This window comes from Lentzea cavernae (assembly GCF_014653695.1).
GTDB classification, from domain to species: domain Bacteria; phylum Actinomycetota; class Actinomycetes; order Mycobacteriales; family Pseudonocardiaceae; genus Lentzea; species Lentzea cavernae.
Genome location: NZ_BNAR01000005.1, coordinates 404,661 through 427,022, shown reverse-complemented (window position 1 = coordinate 427,022; position 22,362 = coordinate 404,661). Strand labels below are relative to the sequence as shown.

The 22,362-nt window shown below is 69.7% G+C and carries 22 protein-coding genes; 5 read left to right on the top strand and 17 right to left on the bottom strand.

All coding sequences use genetic code 11. The features are described 5' to 3' along the window. Positions 1–40: 40 nt before the first annotated feature. The 4 genes from IE307_RS19360 to IE307_RS19345 all read right to left on the bottom strand — a co-directional run bounded on the left by IE307_RS19360 (position 41) and on the right by IE307_RS19345 (position 6,963). Complete coding sequence (locus IE307_RS19360) at positions 41–2,887, bottom strand: glycosyl hydrolase family 95 catalytic domain-containing protein (RefSeq protein ID WP_191299404.1); 2,847 nt, start codon at positions 2,885–2,887, stop codon at positions 41–43. 25 nt (positions 2,888–2,912) lie between these two features. Beyond that, positions 2,913–4,274 carry a glycoside hydrolase family 43 protein gene (locus tag IE307_RS19355; protein ID WP_191299402.1) on the bottom strand — a complete coding sequence of 454 codons (1,362 nt, stop codon included), beginning with the start codon at positions 4,272–4,274 and terminating at the stop codon, positions 2,913–2,915. Positions 4,275–4,362: 88 nt separating this feature from the next. Further along, a complete protein-coding gene (locus IE307_RS19350; RefSeq protein ID WP_191299400.1) occupies positions 4,363–5,697 on the bottom strand; it encodes a glycoside hydrolase family 10 protein in 1,335 nt (444 codons plus the stop codon). A gap of 429 nt (positions 5,698–6,126) precedes the next feature. After that, a complete protein-coding gene (locus tag IE307_RS19345) occupies positions 6,127–6,963 on the bottom strand; it encodes an enoyl-CoA hydratase/isomerase family protein (protein WP_191299398.1) in 837 nt (278 codons plus the stop codon). A gap of 91 nt (positions 6,964–7,054) precedes the next feature. Between IE307_RS19345 and IE307_RS19340 the strand changes: the two genes are divergently transcribed. Next, positions 7,055–7,444, top strand: coding sequence for a winged helix-turn-helix transcriptional regulator (locus tag IE307_RS19340; RefSeq protein WP_191299396.1), 390 nt, complete (start codon positions 7,055–7,057; stop codon positions 7,442–7,444). On the opposite strand, the gene IE307_RS19335 is transcribed toward IE307_RS19340, so the two are convergent. Together IE307_RS19335 and IE307_RS19330 are read right to left on the bottom strand one after the other, a co-directional pair. Further along, positions 7,441–8,442 carry a zinc-dependent alcohol dehydrogenase family protein gene (locus tag IE307_RS19335; RefSeq protein WP_191299394.1) on the bottom strand — a complete coding sequence of 334 codons (1,002 nt, stop codon included), beginning with the start codon at positions 8,440–8,442 and terminating at the stop codon, positions 7,441–7,443. The genes IE307_RS19340 and IE307_RS19335 overlap by 4 nt on opposite strands. Before the next feature lie 89 nt (positions 8,443–8,531). Further along, entirely contained in the window at positions 8,532–8,867 is a 336-nt protein-coding gene (locus IE307_RS19330) for an ArsR/SmtB family transcription factor (protein WP_229904866.1), read from the bottom strand. An 85-nt stretch (positions 8,868–8,952) separates the two neighbouring features. Here IE307_RS19330 and IE307_RS19325 point away from each other — a divergent pair, with 85 nt between their 5' ends. Then, positions 8,953–9,138, top strand: coding sequence for a hypothetical protein (locus IE307_RS19325; protein WP_191299392.1), 186 nt, complete (start codon positions 8,953–8,955; stop codon positions 9,136–9,138). A 52-nt stretch (positions 9,139–9,190) separates the two neighbouring features. On the opposite strand, the gene IE307_RS19320 is transcribed toward IE307_RS19325, so the two are convergent. From IE307_RS19320 to IE307_RS19275, 10 genes are all read right to left on the bottom strand, one after another. Further along, positions 9,191–9,592 carry a DUF6294 family protein gene (locus IE307_RS19320; protein WP_191299390.1) on the bottom strand — a complete coding sequence of 134 codons (402 nt, stop codon included), beginning with the start codon at positions 9,590–9,592 and terminating at the stop codon, positions 9,191–9,193. Positions 9,593–9,659: 67 nt separating this feature from the next. Continuing rightward, a complete protein-coding gene (locus tag IE307_RS19315) occupies positions 9,660–11,477 on the bottom strand; it encodes a RiPP maturation radical SAM C-methyltransferase (RefSeq protein ID WP_191299388.1) in 1,818 nt (605 codons plus the stop codon). Further along, entirely contained in the window at positions 11,474–11,776 is a 303-nt protein-coding gene (locus IE307_RS19310; RefSeq protein ID WP_191299386.1) for a hypothetical protein, read from the bottom strand. The genes IE307_RS19315 and IE307_RS19310 overlap by 4 nt, the downstream gene beginning before the upstream one ends. A 108-nt stretch (positions 11,777–11,884) precedes the next feature. Then, the gene (locus IE307_RS19305; protein ID WP_191299384.1) at positions 11,885–12,523 is read right to left on the bottom strand and encodes an RICIN domain-containing protein; all 639 of its coding nucleotides are present in this window, start codon (positions 12,521–12,523) and stop codon (positions 11,885–11,887) included. Positions 12,524–12,643: 120 nt separating this feature from the next. After that, a complete protein-coding gene (locus tag IE307_RS19300; protein WP_191299382.1) occupies positions 12,644–15,421 on the bottom strand; it encodes an AfsR/SARP family transcriptional regulator in 2,778 nt (925 codons plus the stop codon). 278 nt (positions 15,422–15,699) lie between these two features. Beyond that, complete coding sequence (locus tag IE307_RS19295) at positions 15,700–15,927, bottom strand: hypothetical protein (RefSeq protein WP_191299380.1); 228 nt, start codon at positions 15,925–15,927, stop codon at positions 15,700–15,702. 234 nt (positions 15,928–16,161) lie between these two features. Next, positions 16,162–16,365 (bottom strand): cold-shock protein, encoded by a 204-nt coding sequence (locus IE307_RS19290; protein ID WP_191299378.1) that lies wholly within the window; start codon positions 16,363–16,365, stop codon positions 16,162–16,164. Next, the gene (locus IE307_RS19285; protein ID WP_191299925.1) at positions 16,362–16,643 is read right to left on the bottom strand and encodes a hypothetical protein; all 282 of its coding nucleotides are present in this window, start codon (positions 16,641–16,643) and stop codon (positions 16,362–16,364) included. Before IE307_RS19285 ends, IE307_RS19290 begins: the two co-directional genes overlap by 4 nt. Before the next feature lie 321 nt (positions 16,644–16,964). Then, complete coding sequence (locus IE307_RS19280) at positions 16,965–18,005, bottom strand: fatty acid desaturase family protein (protein WP_191299376.1); 1,041 nt, start codon at positions 18,003–18,005, stop codon at positions 16,965–16,967. Then, on the bottom strand, positions 18,002–19,084 hold the full coding sequence (locus IE307_RS19275; protein ID WP_373306022.1) for an AI-2E family transporter: 1,083 nt from the start codon (positions 19,082–19,084) through the stop codon (positions 18,002–18,004). The genes IE307_RS19280 and IE307_RS19275 overlap by 4 nt, the downstream gene beginning before the upstream one ends. 307 nt (positions 19,085–19,391) lie before the next feature. Between IE307_RS19275 and IE307_RS19270 the strand changes: the two genes are divergently transcribed. Further along, on the top strand, positions 19,392–19,568 hold the full coding sequence (locus IE307_RS19270) for a CsbD family protein (RefSeq protein WP_191299374.1): 177 nt from the start codon (positions 19,392–19,394) through the stop codon (positions 19,566–19,568). 297 nt (positions 19,569–19,865) lie between these two features. Further along, a complete protein-coding gene (locus IE307_RS19265) occupies positions 19,866–20,333 on the top strand; it encodes an STAS domain-containing protein (protein WP_191299372.1) in 468 nt (155 codons plus the stop codon). Here the strand turns inward: IE307_RS19265 and IE307_RS19260 are convergent. Continuing rightward, positions 20,280–21,020 (bottom strand): GAF and ANTAR domain-containing protein, encoded by a 741-nt coding sequence (locus tag IE307_RS19260; protein ID WP_191299370.1) that lies wholly within the window; start codon positions 21,018–21,020, stop codon positions 20,280–20,282. The two genes, IE307_RS19265 and IE307_RS19260, sit on opposite strands and share 54 nt — an antisense overlap. Positions 21,021–21,496: 476 nt before the next feature. Here IE307_RS19260 and IE307_RS19255 point away from each other — a divergent pair, with 476 nt between their 5' ends. Beyond that, positions 21,497–22,036 carry a DUF5994 family protein gene (locus IE307_RS19255; RefSeq protein ID WP_191299368.1) on the top strand — a complete coding sequence of 180 codons (540 nt, stop codon included), beginning with the start codon at positions 21,497–21,499 and terminating at the stop codon, positions 22,034–22,036. The last annotated feature ends 326 nt before the right edge of the window (positions 22,037–22,362 follow it).

Here is a 22,362-nt window from a genome sequence, read left to right as displayed (position 1 = left end):
ACCCCTTGTGCTGCTGGAACATCGTCGTTCCTCCGGTTCGTCACGCTGGTTGGAGTTGGAATCGCTGGTTCTCGGCCCCTCCGGGGGTCCACTGGGAGATCCGGGCGCCGTCGGCGGCCGAGGCCTGCCACACGTCGAGGGCGAGCCCGCTCAGCCGGTTGACCAGGCTGACGACCCCGCCGCCGTGGTCGGTCACGCGCCACTGCTGGGACGTGGCACCGGTGTCGGTCTGCTGGGTGACGTCGGCACCCGTGGCCGTGCCCGCGACCTGGAGCACCAGGCCGCTGTGCCGGGCCCGGACGCGGTGGTACCCGCCGCCGGAGTCGAGGAACTCGAACTGCTGGTTGAGCCCGCCGGTCGGGGACCACTGCTGCACCAGCGCGCCGGGTGCCGTGGACGCACCGCTGATGTCGGCGTACTTCCCGCTGTGCCGGGCGACGAGCCGGTAGGGCACGCCCGGTCGCACCCCCGAACCGGTGCCCTGGCCGGTCGCGCGGTAGGTGTGTCCACCTTGGACGGTGAACTCCACGACGTCGGCCTCGGGTTTCACAGCCGGGACCACGGTGCCGGTGGTCGTGTCGCGCAGCTCGTGGGTGCCGGTGAAGATCCGGTTGCGGACGCGGACCGTGCCGCTGCGGTCCGCGGTGACGGACAGCGTGATCGCGCCGTCGGCCGCCCACGTCGCGCCGACCGTGTACCCGCCGCGCCCGCGCAACCCCGTGACACTGCCCGCCGGCCACGCCGGAGGCAGGGCGGGGAGCACGTGCAGCTCGCCGTTGTGGCTGTGCAGCAGCATCTCCGCGATGCCGGAGGTCGCGCCGAAGTTGCCGTCGATCTGGAACGGCGGGTGCAGGTCGAACATGTTGGGCGCGAGGCGGTCGGTCGTCACCAGGGACCGCAGCAGGTCGTGCGCCCGTGAGCCCTCCTCCAGCCGCGCCCAGTAGTTGATCTTCCAGGCGAGGGACCACCCCGTGCCCGCGTCACCGCGCAGTTCGAGGGTGCGGCGTGCGGCGGTGTGCAGCGCGGGCGTGCCGCGCTTGGTGATCTGGTTGCTCGGGTGCAGGCCGTACAGGTGCGAGACGTGCCGGTGGTTCGGTTCGGTCTCCACCCAGTCGTGCAGCCACTCCACCACGTTGCCGCGGGACCCGACCTTCGTCGGGGCGAGCCGCTGGCGCGCCGACCGCACCTGCGCGCGGAAGTCGGTGTCGACGCCGAGCACCTCGGACGCGCTCGCGCAGCCGTCGAAGAGGTCGCGCAGGATCTGCATGTCCATCGTCGGCCCGGCGCAGACGGATGCGTTGGCGTGGTGGTTGAGTTCCGGCGAGTTCGACGGGTTGGTGACGAGGTACCCGAGGCTCGGCTCGGTGACGAGCGTGTCGAGGAAGAACTGCGCGCATCCCTTGAGCGCCGGGTAGTACGTGCGCAGGAAGTCCACGTCCCCGGTGAAGCGGTAGTGGTCCCAGATCAGCGTGGACAGCCACGCCCCGCCCGTCTGCCACATGCCCGCCGCCGCGAAGTCGACGACCGACGAGCCGCGCCAGGCGTCGGTGTTGTGGTGGGTGACCCAGCCGCGCGCCCCGTACTGGACCTGGGCGGTGCGCGCGCCGGTGACGGTGAGGTCGCCGACCATGCGGAACACGGGCTGGAAGCACTCGCCGAGGTTGGTGGTGTCCGCCGGCCAGTAGTTCATCGGCAGGTTGGCGTTGATCGTGTACTTGGAGTCCCACGACGGCGCCATCTGGTCGTTCCAGATGCCCTGCAGGTTCGCCGGCTGCGTGCCGGGCCGCGACGACGAGATCAGCAGGTAGCGGCCGTACTGGAAGAGCAGCGCGGCGAACTGCGGGTCGGACGTGCTCGCGTGCCGGGAGATCCGGACGTCGGTCGGCTGGTCGGCCGCCGCAGTCCGCCCCACGTCGAGTGTCACGCGTCCGAACAACGCCTGGTGGTCCGCGACGTGCCGCGAGCGCAGGGTGTCAAAGGAGAGGCCCTGCGCGGCGTTCAGGCGGCTGCGGGCGATGCCCTGGTAGTCGCCGTTGACGGTGCGGAAGTCGACGTAGCTGGTGCCGATGGAGATCAGCACGGTGACCGCGTTGGCACCGCTCACCCGCATCGTCCCCGCCGAGCTGCTGACGGAGCCGCCCTCGGCCACCACCCTGGCCAGCGCGAGGAACCGCACGGTGCCCGCGATTCCCCGCTGAGTGCCGGAGATCCCGTCCAGCGCGATGGTCGTGGCGTCCGGGCTGGACGTCGTCGTCCGCTGGGGTGAGCTGAACGACGCGGTGAAGGAGACCGATCCCGACGTCTCCGAGGTCAGGCGCAGAACGATCACCTGGTCGGGTGCGCTGGCGAACACCTCGCGCCGGTGTCGCACACCGTTCATCACGTAACCGACCGCGGCCGTCGCCGTCGTGAGGTCGAGCGTGCGCTGGTACCCACTCGCGGTGCCCGACGGCAGCGCCAGCCGCAGGTCGCCCACCGGCTGGTAGGCGAGCTGGCCTGCCGGACTGCCCAGCATCGTCTGGTCGATCAGCGACTGCGCCTGCGTCCACTGGTTCGAGAACACGAGCTGCCGGATCTGGGCCAGGGACCCGGCGCCCCGCGGGTTGCTGTAGTCGTGCGGGCCCCCTGCCCAGACCGTGTCCTCGTTGAGCTGCAGGCGTTCGGTGTCGGTGTTGCCGAACACCATCGCGCCGAGCCGCCCGTTGCCCACCGGCAGCGCGCGCAGCCAGTCGCTGCCGGCCGGGCGGTCGTACCAGAGCGCGAGGTCGTTCGCCGCCCGCACCTCCTCGGGCGCCGCTGAGGCGGTACCGGTGGTCGTCCACCCGGCCTGCGTCAGCACCACTCCCGCACCCAGCTTCATGAGCTGCCGCCGGTTCAGGTCGGACATGTCGCTCCTTGCGATGAGTGGGGGATCAGGCGGCGAACTGCCACCAGTTCACGTTGAGCAGGTAACCGCTGCCTCCCGCGAACCTGAGGTAGAGGTCACGGGTGCCGGTCAGACCGCTCACCGCGCAGGAGACGGTGGTCCAGTTCTGCCAGCCACCGGTGTTCGGCACCGAGCAGCTGCCGGCGAGAGCACCGGTCGGGCTGCCGGAACGGACCTCGACGGAGCTTCCCGCGACGGTGGACGCGACACGGGCGGTGAAGGTCCTGGCGCCGTTGCCGAAGGCGACGTTCTTCAGCTTCACGTGGTCGCCGTTGTTGAGGTGGCTCAGGTTCATACCGCCCTCGCTGGACGGCTCGGTCTCGACGCCGCTGCTCCACCCGATGGTCTCGCCTTCCTGGCGGACGTAGGGGTTGAGCGTGTCCGCGGCAGGCGGTCCGGCCGTGGTCATGTTCATGGTCGGGATCGTGCCGTCGGAGTTGTAGGTGAACTTCTCGACGGCGACGGAACGGGTGAAGCCACCCCCGCCGGGCAGGGCACCGTTGTGGTAGAAGAAGTACGAGCCGCCCTTGAAGTCGACGATGCCCGGATGGTTCGTGAAACTGCTGCCCTGGGTGGGCATCACGGTGCCGCGGTAGGTCCACGGCCCGGTCGGGCTCGGCGCGGTGGAGTAGGCGATGAACTCCGAGCAGCACTTGGCCGCGAAGACGTTGTAGTACAGGCCGTTGCGCTTGTAGACCCAGGGGCCCTCCTCGTAGAGGGTGGGCCGGTTCGGGTCACCGGTGCGCGTGCCGAACCCCGCGGTGGTCAGCGGGATGCGGTTGACGCCACCGGAGTAGGAGATCATGTCGGCGTTGAGCCGGACGTAGGACAGGTTCGGGTTGCCCCAGTACAGGTAGGCCTGGCCGCCGTCGTCGATCATGACCGTCGTGTCGATCTCACCGTTCTCGACCAGGGGGCGTCCGATGGCGTCGCGGAACGGGCCCGTGGGGCTGTCGCTGACCCCGACGCCGATGGCCGGTCGGCCGGTGGCCTTGGTGACGGCGGGGACGTACCAGTAGAACTTGCCGTTGCGCTCGACCGCCTGCCCGGCCCAGGCGTCCTGCTTGGCCCAGCTGAAGGTCCCGAGGTTCATGGGGGAGCCGTGGTCGGTCCAGTTCACCATGTCGGCGGACGACCAGACCCGCCATTCCTTCATGGTGAACCAGGTCGAGCCGTCCTCGTCGTGTCCTGTGTAGAGGTAGACCCGTCCGTTGTGGACCAACGGCGCCGGGTCGGCTGTGTGGATGTGTTGCACGATCGGGTTGTCCGCTCTCGCCGGGGCGATCACGGTGAGGACCAGCGCCACCACCGCGGCGGCGGTCGTCCAGAACCTTCGTTTCGTGGCCATCGTCGTCTCCCGAGGGCAGGGAGGCTCCGCGGCCCGGGTCGTGTGCCCGGGCCGCGGGAGCCGTCCTCCGGTGGTGTGTGGCGGAACGTCAGGTGGCGGTGCAGGAGGGGGTGAGCCCGGATCCGCTGCCGGTGCCCTGGAATCCGAACTCGGTGGACTGGCCCGCCGGCACGGCGCCGTTGTAGTCCACGTTGGTGAAGGTGACGGAACCGCTGGTGCCGCTGCGGTTGGAGCTCCAGGAGGAGGTGACCGTCCCGTTCGACAGGGTCGTCGCGACCCGCCAGCCGCGCAGGGCGGTGGATCCGGCGGTGACCTCGACCGTGGCGACGAACCCGCCGTCCCACTGGTTCAGCGAGACCGACGCCGTGCAGCCGCCGGGCACGGGGTCGTTGGTCGTGGTGGTCGTCGTGGGACCGGGGCCTCCCGCGTTCAGCGCGTCGAGCACCGCGGTGTACGCGGCCTTCTTGGCGCCGGAACCGTTGAACAGCAAGGGGTTCTCGCCGGTGCGCCACGAGTCGGTGTCGCGGATGCCCCACACGGTGATTCCGGTGCAGGCGCGCACCGCCATGCAGGCCCTCGTCACGGCCCCGTAGGCGTTCGCCTGGTTGCTCCCGGAGATGTCGAGCTCGGTGATCTGCACCTCGACGCCCAGGTCGGCGAAGCGCTGGAGGTTCGCCTGGTAGTCCGACGGCGCGTTGTTGGACAGGTGGGACTGGAAGCCGACGCAGTCGATCGGCACGCCCCGGGCCTTGAAGTCGCGGACCATGTTGTAGATGCCGGTGGACTTCGCGTTGACGCTGTCGGTGTTGTAGTCGTTGTAGCAGAGCTTCGCGGCGGGATCGGCCGCACGGGCCGCGCGGAACGCCGCCTCGATCCAGTCGTTGCCGGTGCGCTGCAGGTTGGAGTCGCGCCGCCCACCGCTGCCGCCGTCGGCGAACGCCTCGTTGACGACGTCCCAGGCGTAGATCTTGCCCCTGTAGTGGGTGGTGACCTGGGTGACGTGGTTCATCATGGCCTGGCGCAGGTCGGAGCCCTCGAGGCGTTGCGCCCAGCCGGGTTCCTGCTGGTGCCACAGCAGGGCGTGCCCGCGGACCCGCTTGCCGTTGCCCACGGCCTGGTTGAGGACGCGGTCACCTCCGGAGTAGTTGAACTGACCGCGGTTGGGCTCGGTCGCGTCCCACTTCATCTCGTTCTCGGCGGTCACCATGGAGAACTCGGTGTTGAGGATGTTCACGTACGTCTGGTCGTTCAGCTTGCCCGCCGCGACCGCGGTGCCGAAGTAGCGGCCCGACTGCGCGGCGGCCGCGCCGAGGGTGGTCGCCGCGCTGGCGGGAGCGGACACGACGAGCACGGCGCCCAGGGCCGCCGCCGCTGCTGTCGACATGATCGGAACGAGTGACACCGACCTCGATGTCAGTTTCATCTTCCACACTTTCACCGGACGTGCCCGGAATGCGGGCGTGATGGGCGCGGCGATCCTGTTCGCGCTGGTGCGCCTCCGTCACCTGCGGTGCGGAGGGAGACGAGTGCTGGCGCGGAATCGTCTTCGGCGGAAATGCGGCATGGTCTGTCCCCTCCCGCATGCGACGGTGAGTGCGCCGGTCAGGAGTGTTGCAGCTCGGTGTTCACGCTCACAAGAAGGCGAACGCGCAGGTCCGGAGAAATGAGCTGAATGGGGGAGGTAAGTGTGGGTGAGTAATGCGCAATCAAGTCGAATGGTGTCGAATTTCATCGAAAGTATTCGAACAAATCGTGCTCGCGTCTGAAGTGAGCGCTAACACTTTTAGCATTCGCACGCGCGGAAAGGGAGCCGGTGAGGTCTTGCCCCGGCTCCCACTGATGCTCGCGACGGTCACCGCGCCCTGAGTCCACCCATGAGTGTCTCGAGGTCGCGTTCGCCCTCCACGGTCTGAGCGCCCGCGGTGAGCGCCTCGCTCATGAGGCGCTGGGCGGCGGGCCGCCCGACCAGCGACGCCCACGCGTCGTTCTCCACGACGAGCCCGGCGCCGAGGTCGGCGGGCGGCAACGTGCGCTTGGCGGCCGCGACCACGCCGTCGGCGAGCCCGGCGATGGTGCGGGCGACCCGGTCGACGTGCGCGTCCAGTTCGGCGGCGGGGACCGCCCGGTTGATCCAGCCGTAGGCGGCCGCGGTCCGGGCGTCGAGGAGCTCGCCGGCGAGGACCAGTTCCAGCGCGCGGTTCCGGCCTGCCCGTTCCCGCAGGTACTGGGTGGCGCCACCGCCGGGAATGATGCCCATGAGCGCCTCGACCTGCCCGAGCCCCGCGGTCTCCTCGGCGGCGAACACGAGGTCCGCCGCCGCCACGAACTCCGCGCCACCACCGCGCGCCTTGCCGGCGAGCTTCACGATCGTGATCTGCGGCTGGTGCCTCAGCAGCTCGCCGGTGGCCTGGAAGACGTTCACGCCCGGCGGGGCGGACGCGGCGAGCTCTTCGAGGAGTTCCCGCTGGTCGAGGATGTGCATGTCCACGTGGGCGAGGAAGAACTCGGGGTTCGCGCTCTCGAACACGATCACCTTCACCCCGGGGTCGTCCCGCACGCCGGTCAGCAGGTCCCGCACTTCGCGCATGGTCGTGGCACCGAGCACGTTCACCGGCGGGTTGTCGAGGACGACGGTCAGCACCCCGTCCCGCAGGCCGGTGCGCAGCGTGGTGAAGTCGCCGAGGGTCATGAGGTCCAGCTCCGTTCCTAGGTATTCAACGCATACCTAGGGTCAGTTCCGCTGCTAGCCTCGTCAAGAACGCACTCTCGCAGAACCAGGGATGCCGGAGGACACCACCGTGGGCGAGCCCGTCGTCTTCAGCGCCGACTGCCCGAGCCGGCCGATCCTGGACCAGATCGCGGACAAGTGGTCGATGATGGCCATGGCGGTGCTGGTGGAGCCGACCCGGTTCAACGAGCTGAAGCGCCGGCTCGACGGCATCACGCAACGGGTGCTCACGCAGACCCTGCGCCGCCTGGAGCGCAACGGGATGATCGTCCGGACCGTCCTGCCGACCTCACCGGTCGGCGTCGTGTACTCCCTGACGCCGATGGGTGAGTCGCTGCGCGAGCCGTTCTGCCACCTCTACGGCTGGACCGTGGAGCACAGCGCGCGGATCCAGGAGTGCCAGCGCGAGTACGACGAGAAGGTGTCCCCGGTCCAGTCCTAGTCGCCGTCGTGGGACACGGTCACGACGATCTTGCCGATGTGGCCGCTCGCCTCCATGTGACGGTGGGCGTCGGCGATCTCCGTGAGGTCGAACGTCCGGTCCACGACGGGCGTGAACGATCCGGTGACGAGGCCCGCGTTGATGAACGCGACGGCGCGGCGCAGGCGTTCGGGATCCCGGCTGATCGAGTGCATCGAGTACGCGCGGCTGGTGAGCTGCGGGTAGCTGCTCGCGTTCGGCAGGGGAGTGGGCCGCGGGTCGAGGGCGCCGTAGACGACCAGGTGACCGCCGGGCGCGATGGCCCGCGCGATGGTCTCGACGCCGGGGCCCGCGATCGGGTCGAACGCCAGACGCACGCCCTCGCCGCCGGTGATCGCCTTGACGCGTGCGGGCAGGTCCTCCTCCCCGGTGACGACGACGTCCGCCGCGCCCGCGTCGAGGAGCCGTTGCCGCTTCGAGGCGTCGCGGGTGGTGGCGATCGGGACCGCGCCGACGTGGCGGGCGATCTGCACGGCCGCCTGCCCGACGCTGCTCGCGGCGGCGCTGATCAGCACGTGGTCGCCGGGCCGGACCTCGCCGGACTCGAACAGCGGCCCGTACGCGGTGATGTAGGCCATCCAGACGGCCGCGGCCTGGACCGCGTCGACGTTCGCCGGGCGGGCGACGACGGCGGAGGCGGGCACGATCACGTGGTCGCCGTAGGTGCCGTAGCGGGTCAGTGAGAATGCGGGCACGACCGCGATCAAGTCGCCTGCGGCGAGGTGCGCCACCCCCGCGCCGACCGCCTCGACCACGCCGGCGGCCTCGTACCCGAGCGTGGCGGGGAAGACCGGCTGTTCGTAGTAGACACCTTCGCGGAACATGACTTCGGCCCGGTTCAGGCCGATCGCGTCCACCCGGATCCGCACCTCGCCCGCGGAGGGCTCGCCCACCTCGACGTCGTGGAGCGTCAACACCTCGGGACCGCCGAGCCGGTCGAACCGCACATGCCTGGCCATGGTGGAGCCGCCCTCCGGGGTCGGGTGTCGCAGTGCCGCTCACCCTGCCCCAAAGTTTGACGGTCGTCAAACTTTGACCACCATCGAAGTCAGGCCTCGGCCTCCGCGGCGGTCACCACGGCGTCCAGCAGGCCGGGGAACCTGGCCTCCAGTTCGTCGGCGCGCAACGAGTTCAGCTTGGTCGTGCCCCGGTAGTGCTGCCGGATCACGCCCGCCTCGCGCAGCACGTTGAAGTGGTGGGTGAGCGTCGAGTCCGACACCGGCGTGTCGAATGAGCCGCACCCCTTGTCGCCGCCCGCTCGCGCCAGCTGGCTCACGACCATGCGCCTTACCGGGTCCGCCAGCGCCTCCAGGACCTGCTGCAACGTGACCTCGGACAGGTCCGGGTGCTCCACGGTCCGCGGGGTGGTGCGGGGGCGTGCCACGGCGACTCCTCACGACTGCGACGACGTTCATGGTACGACCGCCATCGAACCTTCCGGACGTCCCGTCGCCGGTAGCCTTCCTGCCATGAACAGGAAACTGCTGGTCGGGATCGGGATCGTGCTGCTGGTGGTCGGCGGTGTGTGGACCGCGCAGGGACTGGGATATCTGAAGGGCAGTTTCATGACCGGGCAACAGCTGTGGACGACGATCGGGCTGCTGTGCGCCAGTGCCGGCGTCATGATGCTGATTCCGTGGCCCAAGCGGAGGTGAACCGCGTCGGTGGATCGCGCACCCTCCGCTTGGCCCTGTCCGTCCGCTCCGCTCAGCAACTCGAGTACATCTTCAGCGCGGCGATGTCGTCCCACAGCGCCTTGTCGAACGTGGCCAGCGCGCGGAAGCGGTAGTGCTCGCCGTTGCTGGGCATGGTCTTGACGAACTTGCGCCAGTCGCCCTCGACCGGGTGCTCCCCGGCGAGCGAACCGAGGGTCGTGCCGTCGCGGTCGAGCAGGTCGACGTGCCAGATCACCCACGTGCTGTTGTCGTCGCGGCTGACGACCGTCGCGTCGAAGGTCGCCGTCCCGTTGGGGAACAGGATCCACGTGGCACCCCCGAGCATCCTGCGGCCCCTCCTGTGCAGCGGCCCCCAGGTGAACTCCCGCGGGGTCCACCCGGTGAGCCGCTCGGCGGTCGCGTTCGCCGCCTCCGTGATGATGACCGGGTCCATGTCGATCGCCCTTCTGGCCGGTGGTGCCGAGGTTCTTCCGACGCGCGGCCCAGGCGGTGGGTCTTCGTCAACGTCCGGGCGTGGCAGGCAGTGCGAGTGCGATGGCGAGGTCGTCGTCGAGGAACATGAGCCCTCTGCGGGCGAACTCACCGAAGACGTCCACCACCTCGGACACAGGCGCGTCGAGTCCGAGGTCGCGATGAACCGCCCGGGCGGTGCGGGGGCGGTCGACGCAGGCGAGGTAGATGTCGGCGAGAACGTCGTGGAACGTGTACGTCCCTTGACGTTCCGGACGTCCGTCGTAGATCTGCAGGAATCCGGGTGCCGAGCGGTAGAGCAGCACGGGCGGCTGTTCGTTCCAGGCCTCCTCCCACCGCCTGACGGCGTCCTGAACGCCTGAGTAGGCGTCCGGTGCCAGCGCGCTCTCCAGTTCGTAGTCGAAGAAGTAGGCCATCTTCCCGATGTCCACTGTGGACGGGTAGACGTGCTGGTAGCTTGCCTCGGGGCGTTTCCAGGCCAGTGGGAAGCGGGTGAACAACGGGCTGAACCTCTCCAGCCACACGCGGGCCGCACCGGCCGGCGGCTGCAGGTGGGTCAGGTGCGGGATCGCGGCGGCCTGGTCGGCGTAGTCCTGCCCGGTCTCGCCTGGGAAGCCCCAGAGGACGTTCCAGCCGACGGAGATCCCGTAGTAGCGGGCCCAGCGCAGCAGGTTGACGTTCTGGGAGGCGCGGACACCCTTGTCCATCAACGAGAGAACGTGGGAGCTCAGCGACTCCAGGCCGGGTTGCAGCCGGGTGACCCCGGCCGCGGCCAGGGCTTTGACCTGGGGCCGGGTGAGGTTCGCCTTGACCTCGTAGAAGATCTGGTAGTCGCGGCCGCGTTCGGCGAGTGCGGGGAGCAGCTCCTTGAGATAGCCGGGGGCGAGGATGTTGTCGACGGCGTCGAAGCGGAACGTCCGGTACCGCCGTGACTGCTCGTCCAGTTCCGCGAGCACGTGCTTCGGCGACTTGGACCGGAACCGCATGGTCGATCCGTTGAGCCCGCAGAACGTGCAGTGGTGCTTGGCACCCCACCAGCACCCCCGCGCGGACTCGAACGGAAGGGCGACGTGGTCCGTGGGCAGGTTCAGTCGCGCGGCCCGTTCGAAGTACTCGTCGTAGTCCGGAGCCGGCAGGTCGTCGAGCTGCGCGCGGGGTGCCGCGGGAGGGGTGGCGACGACCTGGTTCCCGTCCCGCCGCGCGACTCCGGGTATGACTGACGGATCGTCGCCCGCCTCGATAGCCGCGAGGAGGGCGGGGAACGCCGTGTCCGCCTCGCCGATCACCGCGAAGTCGACGCAGTCGACCGACCGGACCAGCTCCAGGCCCATCTCACCGTCGAAGTTGGCGCCGCCGAAAACGGTCAGCACGCCGGGAGACCGTTCCTTCAGACGCCGCGCGAGCGCGAACGAGGCCGTGTTCTGCTGGAACGTCGAGGTGAACCCGACCAGTTGGACACCTTCGAGCTCGTCCGCGAGCGCGTCCAGGAACGCGGGCACGTCCTGCTCGCGCGTGGCCAGCAGACGCTCGCGCGCCGAGACATCCGGACCGTCCAGGTAGGACAGTCGGTCGGCGAGTTCGTCGAGCAGGAGGCCGTCGGGATCGGGAGCAGCGGCTCCGAACGCCTCGGCGGAGAACAGCCATTCGCCGATCTGCGGCCCTCGGTGGTCCGCCAGCAGGGAGAAGTAGCCGAGCCCGATCCGCTCGGCGAAGTCGAGGCCGGCGTGCAGGGTGCGCACGGGAAAACCGTGCGCACCCGCGATCGCCTTGAGCAGTCCCAGCTGGATGGACGGCCGATCCACTTGCTGGAACGGCATCGACACCAGGGTGGCCGGCCGCGTGCTCATTTGATCAGGTGGCCGATCACTTTGGCGCTGATGAAGACCGGGCCGTCCGAGACCGCCTGGATCAGCTTCGTCCCGGTGCCGGAGTCACCCAGGTCGTAGGCCAGGAGCAGCCCGGCTTCGTCCGCTGTGAAGCAGCCGTCGAAGCCGGTGGTCAGGGGCTGCTGCTTCGTGGAGAAGGCCCAGGCGAGGCCGAGGATGTTGTCGAGCAGCTTCCGCTGCGGCTCGCTGGTGAGCCTCTCCCTGAGCTCCGCCACCTCCTGGCAGAACTTCGTGAGGTCTTCGGGGCTGATCTCGTTCATGGGAACCACCCTCGGGTCGTCGGCTGTCTGCTGTGGACTTGGGGGAGCGGCGCCGGGGCCATCGGCCGGCGTGGGCGGGCCGGCCGATGGCCAACTCAGCGGAAGGAGTCACGGAGCGGTCAGGTACCAGCGCTGGTTGGTCTGCACGTCGCCCAGGCACTGCCACTGCTGGACGGGGATGCCATTGGTGATCGAGCCGGTGCCGCCGGTCACGTCGAGGCACTTCCCGCTGTGCATCGCCGTCAGCTTGTAGATCGTCATTCCGTTGGCGGAGTAGCTGGACAGGTACCACTTCTGGTTGGTCTGGTAGTACCCCAGGCAACCCCACTGCTGCGCCGGGGCACCGTTGTGCACGGCGGCCGTACCGCCCGCGATGTCCAGGCACTTGTTGCTGTGCCGGGCCACCAGGTTGTACACGAACGGGTCGCCGGTCTCCTGGAAGTACCACTGCTGGTTGGTCTGCGCGGGGCCGTAGCAGTCCCAGATGATCGCGCCGGCGCCGTTGCCGGTGGACCCGGTGCCACCTGAGACGTCCAGGCACTTGTTGCTGTTCTGGGCGCGGACGTTGAAGGGGCCGTACACGGCGGCCACCCCGACCCCGCCCGACTTGCCCTGGACACCGCTGCCGGTGTCCGCGGGCGGCGACTGGGCGACGCCGACCGCGCCCGACGCGGACGCGCCCAGAGCGGGGAGCAGAAGGGCGAGCGCACCGGCGACGCCGATGAGGTGAGCTCGGAGATTTCGCATGACTCTCCTTGAAGGCCTGCGGTGGTGGATGTCCAGATCACTGCGTCTGGAGGTGCCACCATGTCGTGCTGATCTGCTCGGCGACCTTGTGGAAACCTTGCGGGGCCCGGCAGCCCCGGATCAGTGGTCCGCGCCGGACTGCCTGCGGTGCACGTGGGCCAGCCGTGCCCGCACCGCGTCGGCCTCGGGGTGGGCGAGTTGGGTGAGGACGTCCTGCGCGCGTTGCCAACCGGCACGGGCGGACGCGACGTCGCCGCGGCTGTGGTGGAGGTCGGCGAGCTCGATCAGTATCCGTGCCTCGGTGACGGGATATCCGTGCCGGTGCAGCAGGCCGGCTGCGGCGCGGTAGCCGGCGACCGCCTGGTCGTCGTCGCCCAGCTGCGCGTGGATGTAGCCGATGCTGTGCAACGTCTGGGCGGCGGCGAGGTGGTCGCCGAGATGTTCCTGCAGTGCGAGAGCTTCGCGGCAGTAGCCGAGTGCGGCCTGGTGCCGGCCGAGCAGGGTGTGGAACCAGCCGACGGCGTTGAGGGACTTCGCCTGCCCGGCCTGGTGCCCGGCGCCGCGGAACAGGTCCAGTGCCCTCTCGGCGCACTCGAGCGCGTCGTCGACGGCCGTCTGACGGTCGAGCAGCCACGCGAGGGAGTAGTGGGCGTAGGCCTGTCCGACGGTGTCGCCCACCGCCCGGTAGAGCTCCAGCGCGGCCCGGAGGTCCCGGCCGGCGTCGGTGTGCCTGCCGAACCAGATGTGGGTGCGGCCCAGTTGACACAGTGCGAAGGCCTGTTTTCGCCCGTCGCCCAGCCGCAGCGCGGCGTCCAGTGCGGCGGAGAGCACTTCCAGCTCGTCGTGCCAGTGCCCCTGCATCTCCAGGAAGAGCTGCACCCAGCGAACGAGGTCCGTCACCTCGCCGTCGAAGGTGGCGTCCTGGTGGACGGCCGTCACGAGGTTGCGGTGCTCGGCCTTGAACCAGGCGAGGGCCTGCTCGCGGCGCAGCATCGGTTCCGGCTCGGCGCCAGGAGGCAGGGGGGCCAGCGGCGGCGGCACCTCGCGGCGCGGACCGAGGAACCCGTCCGCGTGGTAGGCGGTGTGGGAGTAGTGGGCCAGCAGCCGGCGAACCGCCAGTTCCCGTTCAGCCTCCGTCTCCTCGGACTCGGCCAGCTCAGCCGCGTAGGCGCGCAGCAGGTCGTGGCACGTGTAGCGGCCGGGGGAGGGCTCGGAGACCAGGTGCGCCCTGGTGAGTTCGGCGAGCACCGGGCGGGCCTTGCCGGCGGGCAGCGCGGCGAGACTGGCCGCCGCGGGCGTCCCGATCTCGGGACCGGCGTGCAGGCCCAGCAGGCGGAACAGCCTGCCCGCCACCGGAGTCAGGCGGAGGTAGGACCACGAGAACACCGCACGGGGGTCGGTGGCCGAGTCGGCACTGGCGAACTCGTCGAGGCGACCGCGTGCGTCCCGCAACTGCGCGGCCAGCGCGCCGAGGCGGAAGCGGGGATGCCCCGCCGCGCGGGCCGCGACGACGGCCAGCGCCAAGGGGAGACGCGCGCAGAGACCGATGATCTCGCGCACGGCGTCCGGTTCGGCGGCGACGCTGCCAGTGCCCAGGCGGGCCACGAGCATCGCGTGCGACTCGGTGTCGTCGAACAGGCCGACCTCGACCAGGTGAGCACCGGCCACGGCCAGACCGAGCAACTGGTCGCGGCTGGTCACCAGCACCGTGCAGCCGGGGGTGCCGGGCAGCAGGGGACGGACCTGGCCCGCGTCACGCGCGTTGTCCAGCACCACCAGGACCTCCCGCCCGGACAACAGGCTCCGGTACAGCCCGGCCTGTGCCTCCAGGCTGGAGGGGATCCGGTCCTGGGGAACCTCCAGCGCTTCGAGGAACCCGCGCATCGCTTCGGCGGCGGTGACCGGTGACCCCGCCGGGTCGAAGCCCCTGAGGTTCACGTACAGCCGGCCGTCGGGGAAGTGCCGGCTCGCCGCGTGCGCCCAGTGAACGGCCAGCGTGCTCTTGCCGACACCGGCGGTCCCGGACAGCACCACGACCGAGGTCGCCGCCGACCGGCCGTCGAGCAGGGCGTCCAGCCGGCTCAGATCCGCTTCGCGTCCGGCGAACCCCGGCGTGTCGGCGGGGAGCTGCGCGGGAACCGATCTGGGACGGGGACGGCTGGAGGACGGCCGTTCGCGGCGCAGGATTTCGCCGTGCAGCTCCTGCAGCCGCGGGCCGGGCTCGGTACCGAGCTGGTCGGCGAGCCGCTTGCGCACGGTGGCGTACCGGTCGACGGCTTCAGCGCTTCGGCCGGTCTCGTGCAGCGCCCGGATGAGCAGCACCTCCAACGGCTCTGCCAGCGGGTACACCGCGACGAGCTCGGAGATCGTGTCGATCACCGGTTCCGGGCGGCCGAGCCGCAGCTCCACCTCGCCCCAGTGCACGGCCGCGTCGAGCCTCCTGCGGCCCCAGACCTCGCGGACCTGGTCCGGCCAGTCGCCGCAGACACCCGCGAGCGGCGTGCCGCTCCACAGCCGCAACGCCTCGGTCAGCGCCTCCGACCTCTCGGCGTCCGGCAGCCGGGCGTCCCTGCCCTGAACAGCCAGCCGGACGAACCGGTGCAGGTCGACCGCGTCCGGGTCGACCTGCAGGAGGTAGCCGCTGTTGAGCCGGGGGATGCCGGTGGCACCGGCCTGCCTGACCAGCTGCCGGATCCGGCTCAGGTGCGAGTAGAGGACGTTGCGCGCCTGTTCCGGTGGATCCTCGCCCCAGACCCGGTCCACGAGCGTCTCGATCGGGACGGGGTGTCCGGCGTCGATCACCAGAGCCGCCAGCACAGCCTGCTGACGCGGTGCCCCCACGTCGAGCAGCCGCCCCGCCGCCCACACCTGCATCTCCCCGAACAGGCGAAATTCCATGCCACGTGCCCCCTGGTCGTTCACGGTCGCGCACGCCGGCCGGTGCCGGTTAGTCGTGCGCGCCTGAACACCCCATGTTTCTCGCTTGGCCGCGCCGAGGCCATCAGGGCGAGCACTGAATCCGGCCGCGTTCGTTCCCAGTCGGCGCAACACGGGTGGCGGGTCCGGCTCGGCAGGTCCGGCGTCGCCGACCTCCTGGTCCACTTGCGACAGATCCGGCGCGGCACGTGCCGCAGGCGGTGACCTCGGCCGCCGCGAAGAACATCAGGGCCAGCGGCTCAGCGGTTCGAAGACGGGAAGTGGCCGCCGGCGCTGCCCAGGGCGAGCAGATCGGTGTACTGGTCCTGCCACGACCTCTCGGTGGCGAGCAGGTCCGCGAGTCGCTGCACCCACGTCACGTCGACCGGTGAGCCGGCTGCCGCCAGGTGCCGTTCGGTCTCCTCGCGAGCGCTGATCCACTCGGACAACGTGGGACCGAGGGTGGGGCCGCCTTGCGCATCAGTCATGGGACGACAGTACTGCCGCGTGCCACCTGCGGCTGCGGACCGCACCCGTCGTCCGAGGACACCCTTGTTCGTCACCTGACGGTCTTGCAGGAGACCAGCCTGCCCACTGACGCCGATGTGCACGCTCCCGGCGCGGTTCGACAGATCTGTCCGAAGTGGACTGATCCCGACCGGTCCCGCACACGGAAGAAGCGGGCCACCTGGCGGTGGCCCGCTTCCCGATCCCTTGTCCCGTCAGAGAAGCCGGACCGATTTGGCCTGTGGCCCCCGGTCGCCCTGCTGGATCTCGAACTCCACCGCCTGGTTCTCCGGTATGCCCTGGTAGGCGTACTCGTGGACCTCGGAGTGGTGCACGAAGACGTCCGGTCCGCCGTCCTCAGGGGCGATGAAACCGAACCCCTTGCTGCCGTTGAACCACTTCACGGTTCCCTGAGTCATCGAAGTGCTCCCTCGGTCGTCCGGTGCACGCCGAGCGCCGCCGGGAAGGTCAGGTCGATCGGTTCGTCCCGCATCGGATGCGCGGCACGCGGCTGCAGGCCGGACAGGCCCAGCATCGCCAGCAGGTCGAGGCAGTCCTGCGCGTCGTGGCAGTGCTCCGCGACGCGTTGCGCCGCTTGCCGTTGCTGAACGGCTTCCGCTTCGTCGGCGGCGAGCCGGGCTTGAGCGAAGTCGGCCGCGGCACTGCTCGGCCGGCCGATCTGCGTGGTTCGTGTCATGCGAGCACCCACTCGCTCCAGATGATTCGGGAGGGTGAGGGGAAGAACGGGCGATCCGGCGGCAAGCCGGTGCTCCCATCTCCGACCGGACGCGACAGCGCCGAGCCGAGTTGGATCAGGGCCCGCGGCGGCTGGATGCCGGCAACTGGAACCCCAACTGCCGAGGACAGTACTCCATGCGGAACCGGTCTGGTTCCCACCCGTTTCGTGCGCTGCGCCTCGGGTGGTCACGAGCGTCGGGGATGGTTCAGTGCTCCGGCGGAACGCGAGGTGCGGGTACCGGCTCCAGGAACAGGTTCGTCCAGAGTCTCCTCGTGCCGGTCATCGTGCGGTGCCGCGCAGCGGCGCACCAGCGTCGTGCAGGTGACGCAGAACCTCGGCGTACGAACGAATCATGGTCGTTTTGCTGTACGGGATCCCGTGCCGCTCGCAGAAGTTCTCGACGACGGGCTGCGCGTGGCGCAGGTTGGGGCGGGGCATGTGCGGGTAGAGGTGGTGCTCGATCTGGTGGTTGAGTCCGCCGAGCAGCGCGTCGACCCAGCGGCCGCCCGTGACGTTGCGGGAGGTGAGCACCTGCTTGTGGAGGTGGTCGAGGCGTTGTTCGCCGGTGATGATCGGCATTCCCTTGTGGTTGGGAGCGAACGAGCAGCCGAGGTACACGCCCATCAACCCTTGGTGCACCGCGATGAAGACGACGGCCTTGAGCGGGGAGAGGACCACGAAGACCGCCACCAGGTAGGCCACCAGCGGCACGATCTGCAGCGCGGCCTCGCGCCACGGGTTGCGCAGTTCTTTGCGGCACAGGGCGACGATGCCGGAGATCCGCAGCACGGCGGCTTCGGCGAGCAGCAGCGGGAAGAACAGGAACGCCTGGCGCCGGGTGATCCAGGCGTTCAGGCCGCGCTTGCTCCTGGCCTGGGCGCGGCTGAAGGCGAGGGCGTGGATCTCGATGTCGGGATCGTGGTCCTCGTGGTTGGGGTTGGCGTGGTGGCGGTTGTGCTTGGCGACCCACCACTGGTAGCTGATGCCGGTGAGGCTGCCGTGCAGGTGCCCGACCACGTCGTTGTGGCGGTGGCTGCGGAAGATCTGCCGGTGCCCCGCGTCGTGCCCGATGAACGCCAGCTGCGTCGAGGCGAAGGCCAGGGCGACGGCGAGCAGCACCTGCCACCAGGAGTCGCCGAGCCAGGCGAACGTCACCGCGATCGCGCCGAGCAGGACGCCGTTGATCGTCATGCGCAGCGCGTAGTACCCGCGGCGGCGGTCGAGCAGGCCCGCTGCTTTGAGTTCTTTGGTCAGACGGGCGAAATCACTGCCGCGGGGACGGTCCGCCGTCTCCGTCAGCACGTCGTGGGTCGAGGTCATCTACCTGCTCCGGGTGTGGTGTCGGCTTCGGTGTCCAGTCCGGGTTCGTCCGGTCCGGACTCCTCGGGCTGGCTGGTGTGCACGTCGGCGGGTGCCACGTGCTCGTCGGCATCGCTGAGCAGGGAACGGATCGCGGAGTTGAGCACCGCCAGCAGCGGTACCGCGAGCAACGCGCCGGCGATGCCCGCGACGAGGAGTCCGCCCGCGATGGCCAGCACCACCGCCAGGGGGTGCAGCTTCACCGCGCGTCCCAGCAGGAACGGTTGCAGGACATGGCTTTCCAACTGGTTCACCGCGATCACGATGGCCAGGACGATCACCGCGGTCACCGGTCCGTTCGCGACGAGCGCGACGAGGACGGCAACGCCACCCGCCACCACCGCCCCGAAGATCGGGACGAACGCGCCGATGAACACCAGCGCTGCCAGCGGAACCGCCAGGGGTACGCCGAGCACGGCCAGTCCGATGCCGATGCCGAGCGCGTCGACCACGGCGACAGCTCCGGTCGCCCGGACGTAGCTGACGAGCGCGGCGAGACTGCGCCTGCCCGCGACGTCCACCCTGCGGCGGGGGCCGGTGGGGACGGCGCGGAGGAGGAACTGCCAGATCCGCGGTCCGTCGTAGAGGAAGAACGCGAGTGCGAACAGGACGAGCAGCATCTCGACGAGGGTCGTGCCGACTGTCGCGGCCGTGGTGATCGCACTCGACGTGATGCCGGACTGGTTGTCCTGCAACGTTTTCACGAACCGGTCGGCGAACTCGCGCAGCTGCGTCTCGCTGAGGTGCAGCGGGCCGCTGAGGAGCCAGCTGGACACCTTGTCGACGCTGCGGACCAGTTGCGCCGCCAGGTCCGGCACGCCGTTGACGAACGTCGTCACGACGAACGTGAGCAGGCCACCGAACACGGCGAGGCCACCGACGAGCACGACGACCGTCGCGAGACCTCGCGGAAACCGCTTCGACATGAGGAAACCGACCGCCGGGGCGAGCAAGGCCGCCAGCAGCAACGCGATCGCGAGCGGCACCACCAGTGATGCCAGCCTGCCGAAGATGAAGCCGATCACGTAGAGGGAGGCCACCACGACGAGGAAGCGCCAGCCCAGTGCCGCACTGACGCGCAGTACTTCCGGAATCGCTGTCCGCGTCGAAGACGGGTGCCCGCGTTCGGTGGTGACGACGGCTGCACCTCCGGTGCCGGTTGCCGACGCCGGGGTCTGGGGTCATCGGTGAGAGCGGCGGTCGCCCGCACGCCTCGGCATCGGATTCCCCGTCGTGCGGGCAACAAACCCGGAGCGGTTGTGGCGAGTTCGGTGGTTGGGGTTCGCCGGCGGGGGAAGCCGAGGACCGGCGTCCCGCTCGAGATTCGGGTGGGGAGGAAGGAACACCATGGGCACCGACGACAAGTTCGACGCCAAGGCCGACCAGCTCAAGGGCAAGGTCAAGGAAGGCGTCGGCAACGCGACCGACGACACCAGTCTTGAGACCGAGGGCCAGGCCGACCAGGGCAAGGGCCACCTCAAGGAAGGTGTCGAGAAGGTCAAGGACGCGTTCAAGAAGAGCTGACCGGTCTTCTCGCCTTCACGGGAGCGTGCCTCTCAGCGCACGCTCCCTCCGGGCTGTCAGTGGAGCAGGAGGGCGGTCCTCCCGGCACTGGTGCCACGAACTCCGCTGTGCGCCGGACGACGGCCTCGGAGCGGAACCTCGTCCAGTCGTTCGTCCTTCCCCGAAATGTCGACGCCCCCGCGAGCGGCGGAACGGTGACGTGGCCTCGCGCGTGGTCCCACCCGCGTCCCAGAGGTGTAGCGTCGGCAGCACATGCCCTGGACCCCGGCGTCGCGTCAGCCGACGAGGGAGAGTTCCATGGCGCACATCGATCTCATCCTGCCGGTCGGCTCGCGACCCGATGTGCTGAACCTCTGCTCGACCGAACTCCTCAGCGTGTCGACCGAGTCTTCGGGAGCCGTCGTGGTCGCTTTGAGCGGTGAGGTCGACATGACCAACTGCGCCTCACTTCGCGATCAGACCACCGAGCAGCTGTGGTCCACCCACCACCTGGTCCTGGACCTCAGCGGGGTGACCTTCCTCTGCGCCGCCGGCCTCACCTTCCTGGTCGACGTGAGCGCGGCGGCACGACCGCCGGGCACGAGGTTGTGCGTCGTCGCGCGCACCCGCCAGGTGCGGCTGCCCTTGATGATCACCGGCCTGTCGGGGGTCATGGACCTCCACCTCGACGTCGAGGAGGCGCTGGCGTGCCGGCGCGTGACCCCGGCGACGTCACCAGCGGGGCCGCGGCTTGGAGATCCTCGTCAGCCCGGCGACCTCCGGTGACCGCTCGGTGACCTGCCTCGCGACGTCCGCCAGCAGCTGGCCGGTGTTGCGCGCGTAGTTCCGCATGAGCGACAGGGCATCCGCCACCTCGATCTCCAGGCGCTCCATCAGCACGCCCTTGGCCTGCTCGATCAGCACCCGGTCCGACAACGTGGTCTGCAGCTGTTCGGCGACCGGCTGGGCGCGCGAGGCCGCGCGCGCCTGGAAGAGACTGATCGTCGCCACGTTCGAGAAGGACCGAGCCAGGGCCTCGGCCTCGGCGGGCAGTGCGCCGGGCGACATCCGGAACAGGGTCAGCGAACCGATGACCTCGTTCCGCAACCGCATCGGCACCGCGTCGACCGCGGCGAAACCGAGCGGCACGGCCACGGCGGCGAACCGCGACCACCGCGGCGGTCGCGCGCGCAGATCGGGACAACGCACCATCTGTCCCGAGCGGAAGCACTCCTCGGAGGGTCCGTCCCCGCTCTGCGACAGGAGCTCCTCGAGCGGACGGGCCAGATGCGTGGACGCGGCCACCAGTTCGAGCTTCCCGCCGTCGTTCGCGAGCAGGATGCCCGCCGCGTTCACGGGGAGCAGCTCGACGCTGCGCTCGGCCAAGACGTGCAGGAACTCGACGCTGTCGAACCGCTCCACCAATGTGTCGGCCAGTTGCGCGAACGTCTGTGCCACCCGTCGGTCCGACACTCTCATCACCTCGTCCGCGAGACGAGGCACGACCGCCGACCCGAGTTCTCGGGCAGTTCCGCGACCATGCCGAGGATCTGCCGGTGTCGATCAATGCGCGCGTTGCCCACTGGCGTCTCCTCACGAGAGCAGAACGGCCGCGGGGTCCTGGCGGTTCTGCCAGCTTAACGCCGGAACAGTCCGCCCGAACACTCTTCGGATCATTTCGCACAATCGGCGTCAACGACCGGGCGAACCGAGGTGGAAATTCGGCGTCCGAACGGCCGAACAGCTGTCAGCCACGGCACTCGACCCGCCAGCAGCGCTGACGGCAAAGGAAAAGAGGTGGAAATGGCGTGCGGCCCAATCTGCCGGGGGTGTGAAAAAAGTGTAGTGTCAATTCTGCCGAGAACATTTCGTACCTGCGCGGTCAAGCCCAGGTCGTGCTCGGCAGAACCTGAACCGGCCTTTTTCCGGCCGGAGACGGGAGTCCCGGCATGACGTCGGCTCCGCACCAGTCCATCGCCCCTCCGGTCGCCACGGCCGACGAGCAGCCTCGGCACCAGCCGCGTCTGCGGTTGGAACCGAAGGCGCTCAGCACGGGGTATGTCGACGGTGCCTGGTGGCCGCGTTCCCGGGACCTCGCCGCCGAACTGCCGGCGCTGCTCGCGGTGCTGGCAGTTCGGCTGGGGGAGATCCCGCGGGTGAGCTACAACCTGACGGAGTGGGACACCGCGCCGCGCCAGATCGCCGCCGACGGTGTTCGCGTCCGGCTCAGCGGGTTCTGGTCCAGGCCCGCGCACACCGTCGACCTCGTCGCGGGGGACCGGCGCCGCCTCACGCTGCTGGTCGTCCCGCCGGGGACGGAAGCCTCCGCCGCCCACCGCACGATGATGCGCGCCGCCCGGCGCGGCAACTCCGACACCGTCGAGCAGCTGTTCCACGAAGGCGCCCACGGGTCCGATGAGTCCACTGTGGACAGCACGGAGACAGGGGACGGCCGCGTACCCGGGCAAAGGGCGGGAGAAGCCAGATGACCGAATCGGCCTTCGTGTCCGCCTGCGACCGCCGGCTCGAGCTGGTGGAGGACGTGCGGTAACCGGCTCGTGCGCCTGGTGCTGCCTCCAGGGACTGTCCACAGCGCACTATCTCTCCCGTGTGCGGATGTGCCTGACATTCTCGATGTGCTCGCAGTCCGAGCTACCCGGCGCCACCTCCCGCAACGGCTTCGACACAAGGGAAATCGTTGTGTCACAAGGATGACAGGCGTGCGCCCGAGGCGGTACCGCGTCGCCGGAGGCGGCCGATCGGCCGGGAGCCAGGTAGGATGGGGGTTACCGAGGACACGTCGAGCAGCAGCGGT

Excerpts from the sequence above, each read along its gene's own strand:
- IE307_RS19305 (WP_191299384.1), bottom strand. The coding sequence starts at position 12,523 with ATGCGAAATCTCCGAGCTCACCTCATCGGCGTCGCCGGTGCGCTCGCC.
- IE307_RS19280 (WP_191299376.1), bottom strand. The coding sequence starts at position 18,005 with ATGACCTCGACCCACGACGTGCTGACGGAGACGGCGGACCGTCCCCGC.
- IE307_RS19335 (WP_191299394.1), bottom strand. The coding sequence starts at position 8,442 with ATGGCCAGGCATGTGCGGTTCGACCGGCTCGGCGGTCCCGAGGTGTTG.
- IE307_RS19255 (WP_191299368.1), top strand. The coding sequence starts at position 21,497 with ATGACGTCGGCTCCGCACCAGTCCATCGCCCCTCCGGTCGCCACGGCC.
- IE307_RS19340 (WP_191299396.1), top strand. The coding sequence starts at position 7,055 with ATGCCGGAGGACACCACCGTGGGCGAGCCCGTCGTCTTCAGCGCCGAC.
- IE307_RS19310 (WP_191299386.1), bottom strand. The coding sequence starts at position 11,776 with ATGAACGAGATCAGCCCCGAAGACCTCACGAAGTTCTGCCAGGAGGTG.
- IE307_RS19270 (WP_191299374.1), top strand. The coding sequence starts at position 19,392 with ATGGGCACCGACGACAAGTTCGACGCCAAGGCCGACCAGCTCAAGGGC.
- IE307_RS19350 (WP_191299400.1), bottom strand. The coding sequence starts at position 5,697 with ATGAAACTGACATCGAGGTCGGTGTCACTCGTTCCGATCATGTCGACA.
- IE307_RS19265 (WP_191299372.1), top strand. The coding sequence starts at position 19,866 with ATGGCGCACATCGATCTCATCCTGCCGGTCGGCTCGCGACCCGATGTG.
- IE307_RS19290 (WP_191299378.1), bottom strand. The coding sequence starts at position 16,365 with ATGACTCAGGGAACCGTGAAGTGGTTCAACGGCAGCAAGGGGTTCGGT.
- IE307_RS19295 (WP_191299380.1), bottom strand. The coding sequence starts at position 15,927 with ATGACTGATGCGCAAGGCGGCCCCACCCTCGGTCCCACGTTGTCCGAG.
- IE307_RS19285 (WP_191299925.1), bottom strand. The coding sequence starts at position 16,643 with ATGACACGAACCACGCAGATCGGCCGGCCGAGCAGTGCCGCGGCCGAC.
- IE307_RS19300 (WP_191299382.1), bottom strand. The coding sequence starts at position 15,421 with ATGGAATTTCGCCTGTTCGGGGAGATGCAGGTGTGGGCGGCGGGGCGG.
- IE307_RS19325 (WP_191299392.1), top strand. The coding sequence starts at position 8,953 with ATGAACAGGAAACTGCTGGTCGGGATCGGGATCGTGCTGCTGGTGGTC.
- IE307_RS19360 (WP_191299404.1), bottom strand. The coding sequence starts at position 2,887 with ATGTCCGACCTGAACCGGCGGCAGCTCATGAAGCTGGGTGCGGGAGTG.
- IE307_RS19355 (WP_191299402.1), bottom strand. The coding sequence starts at position 4,274 with ATGGCCACGAAACGAAGGTTCTGGACGACCGCCGCCGCGGTGGTGGCG.
- IE307_RS19315 (WP_191299388.1), bottom strand. The coding sequence starts at position 11,477 with ATGAGCACGCGGCCGGCCACCCTGGTGTCGATGCCGTTCCAGCAAGTG.
- IE307_RS19320 (WP_191299390.1), bottom strand. The coding sequence starts at position 9,592 with ATGGACCCGGTCATCATCACGGAGGCGGCGAACGCGACCGCCGAGCGG.
- IE307_RS19345 (WP_191299398.1), bottom strand. The coding sequence starts at position 6,963 with ATGACCCTCGGCGACTTCACCACGCTGCGCACCGGCCTGCGGGACGGG.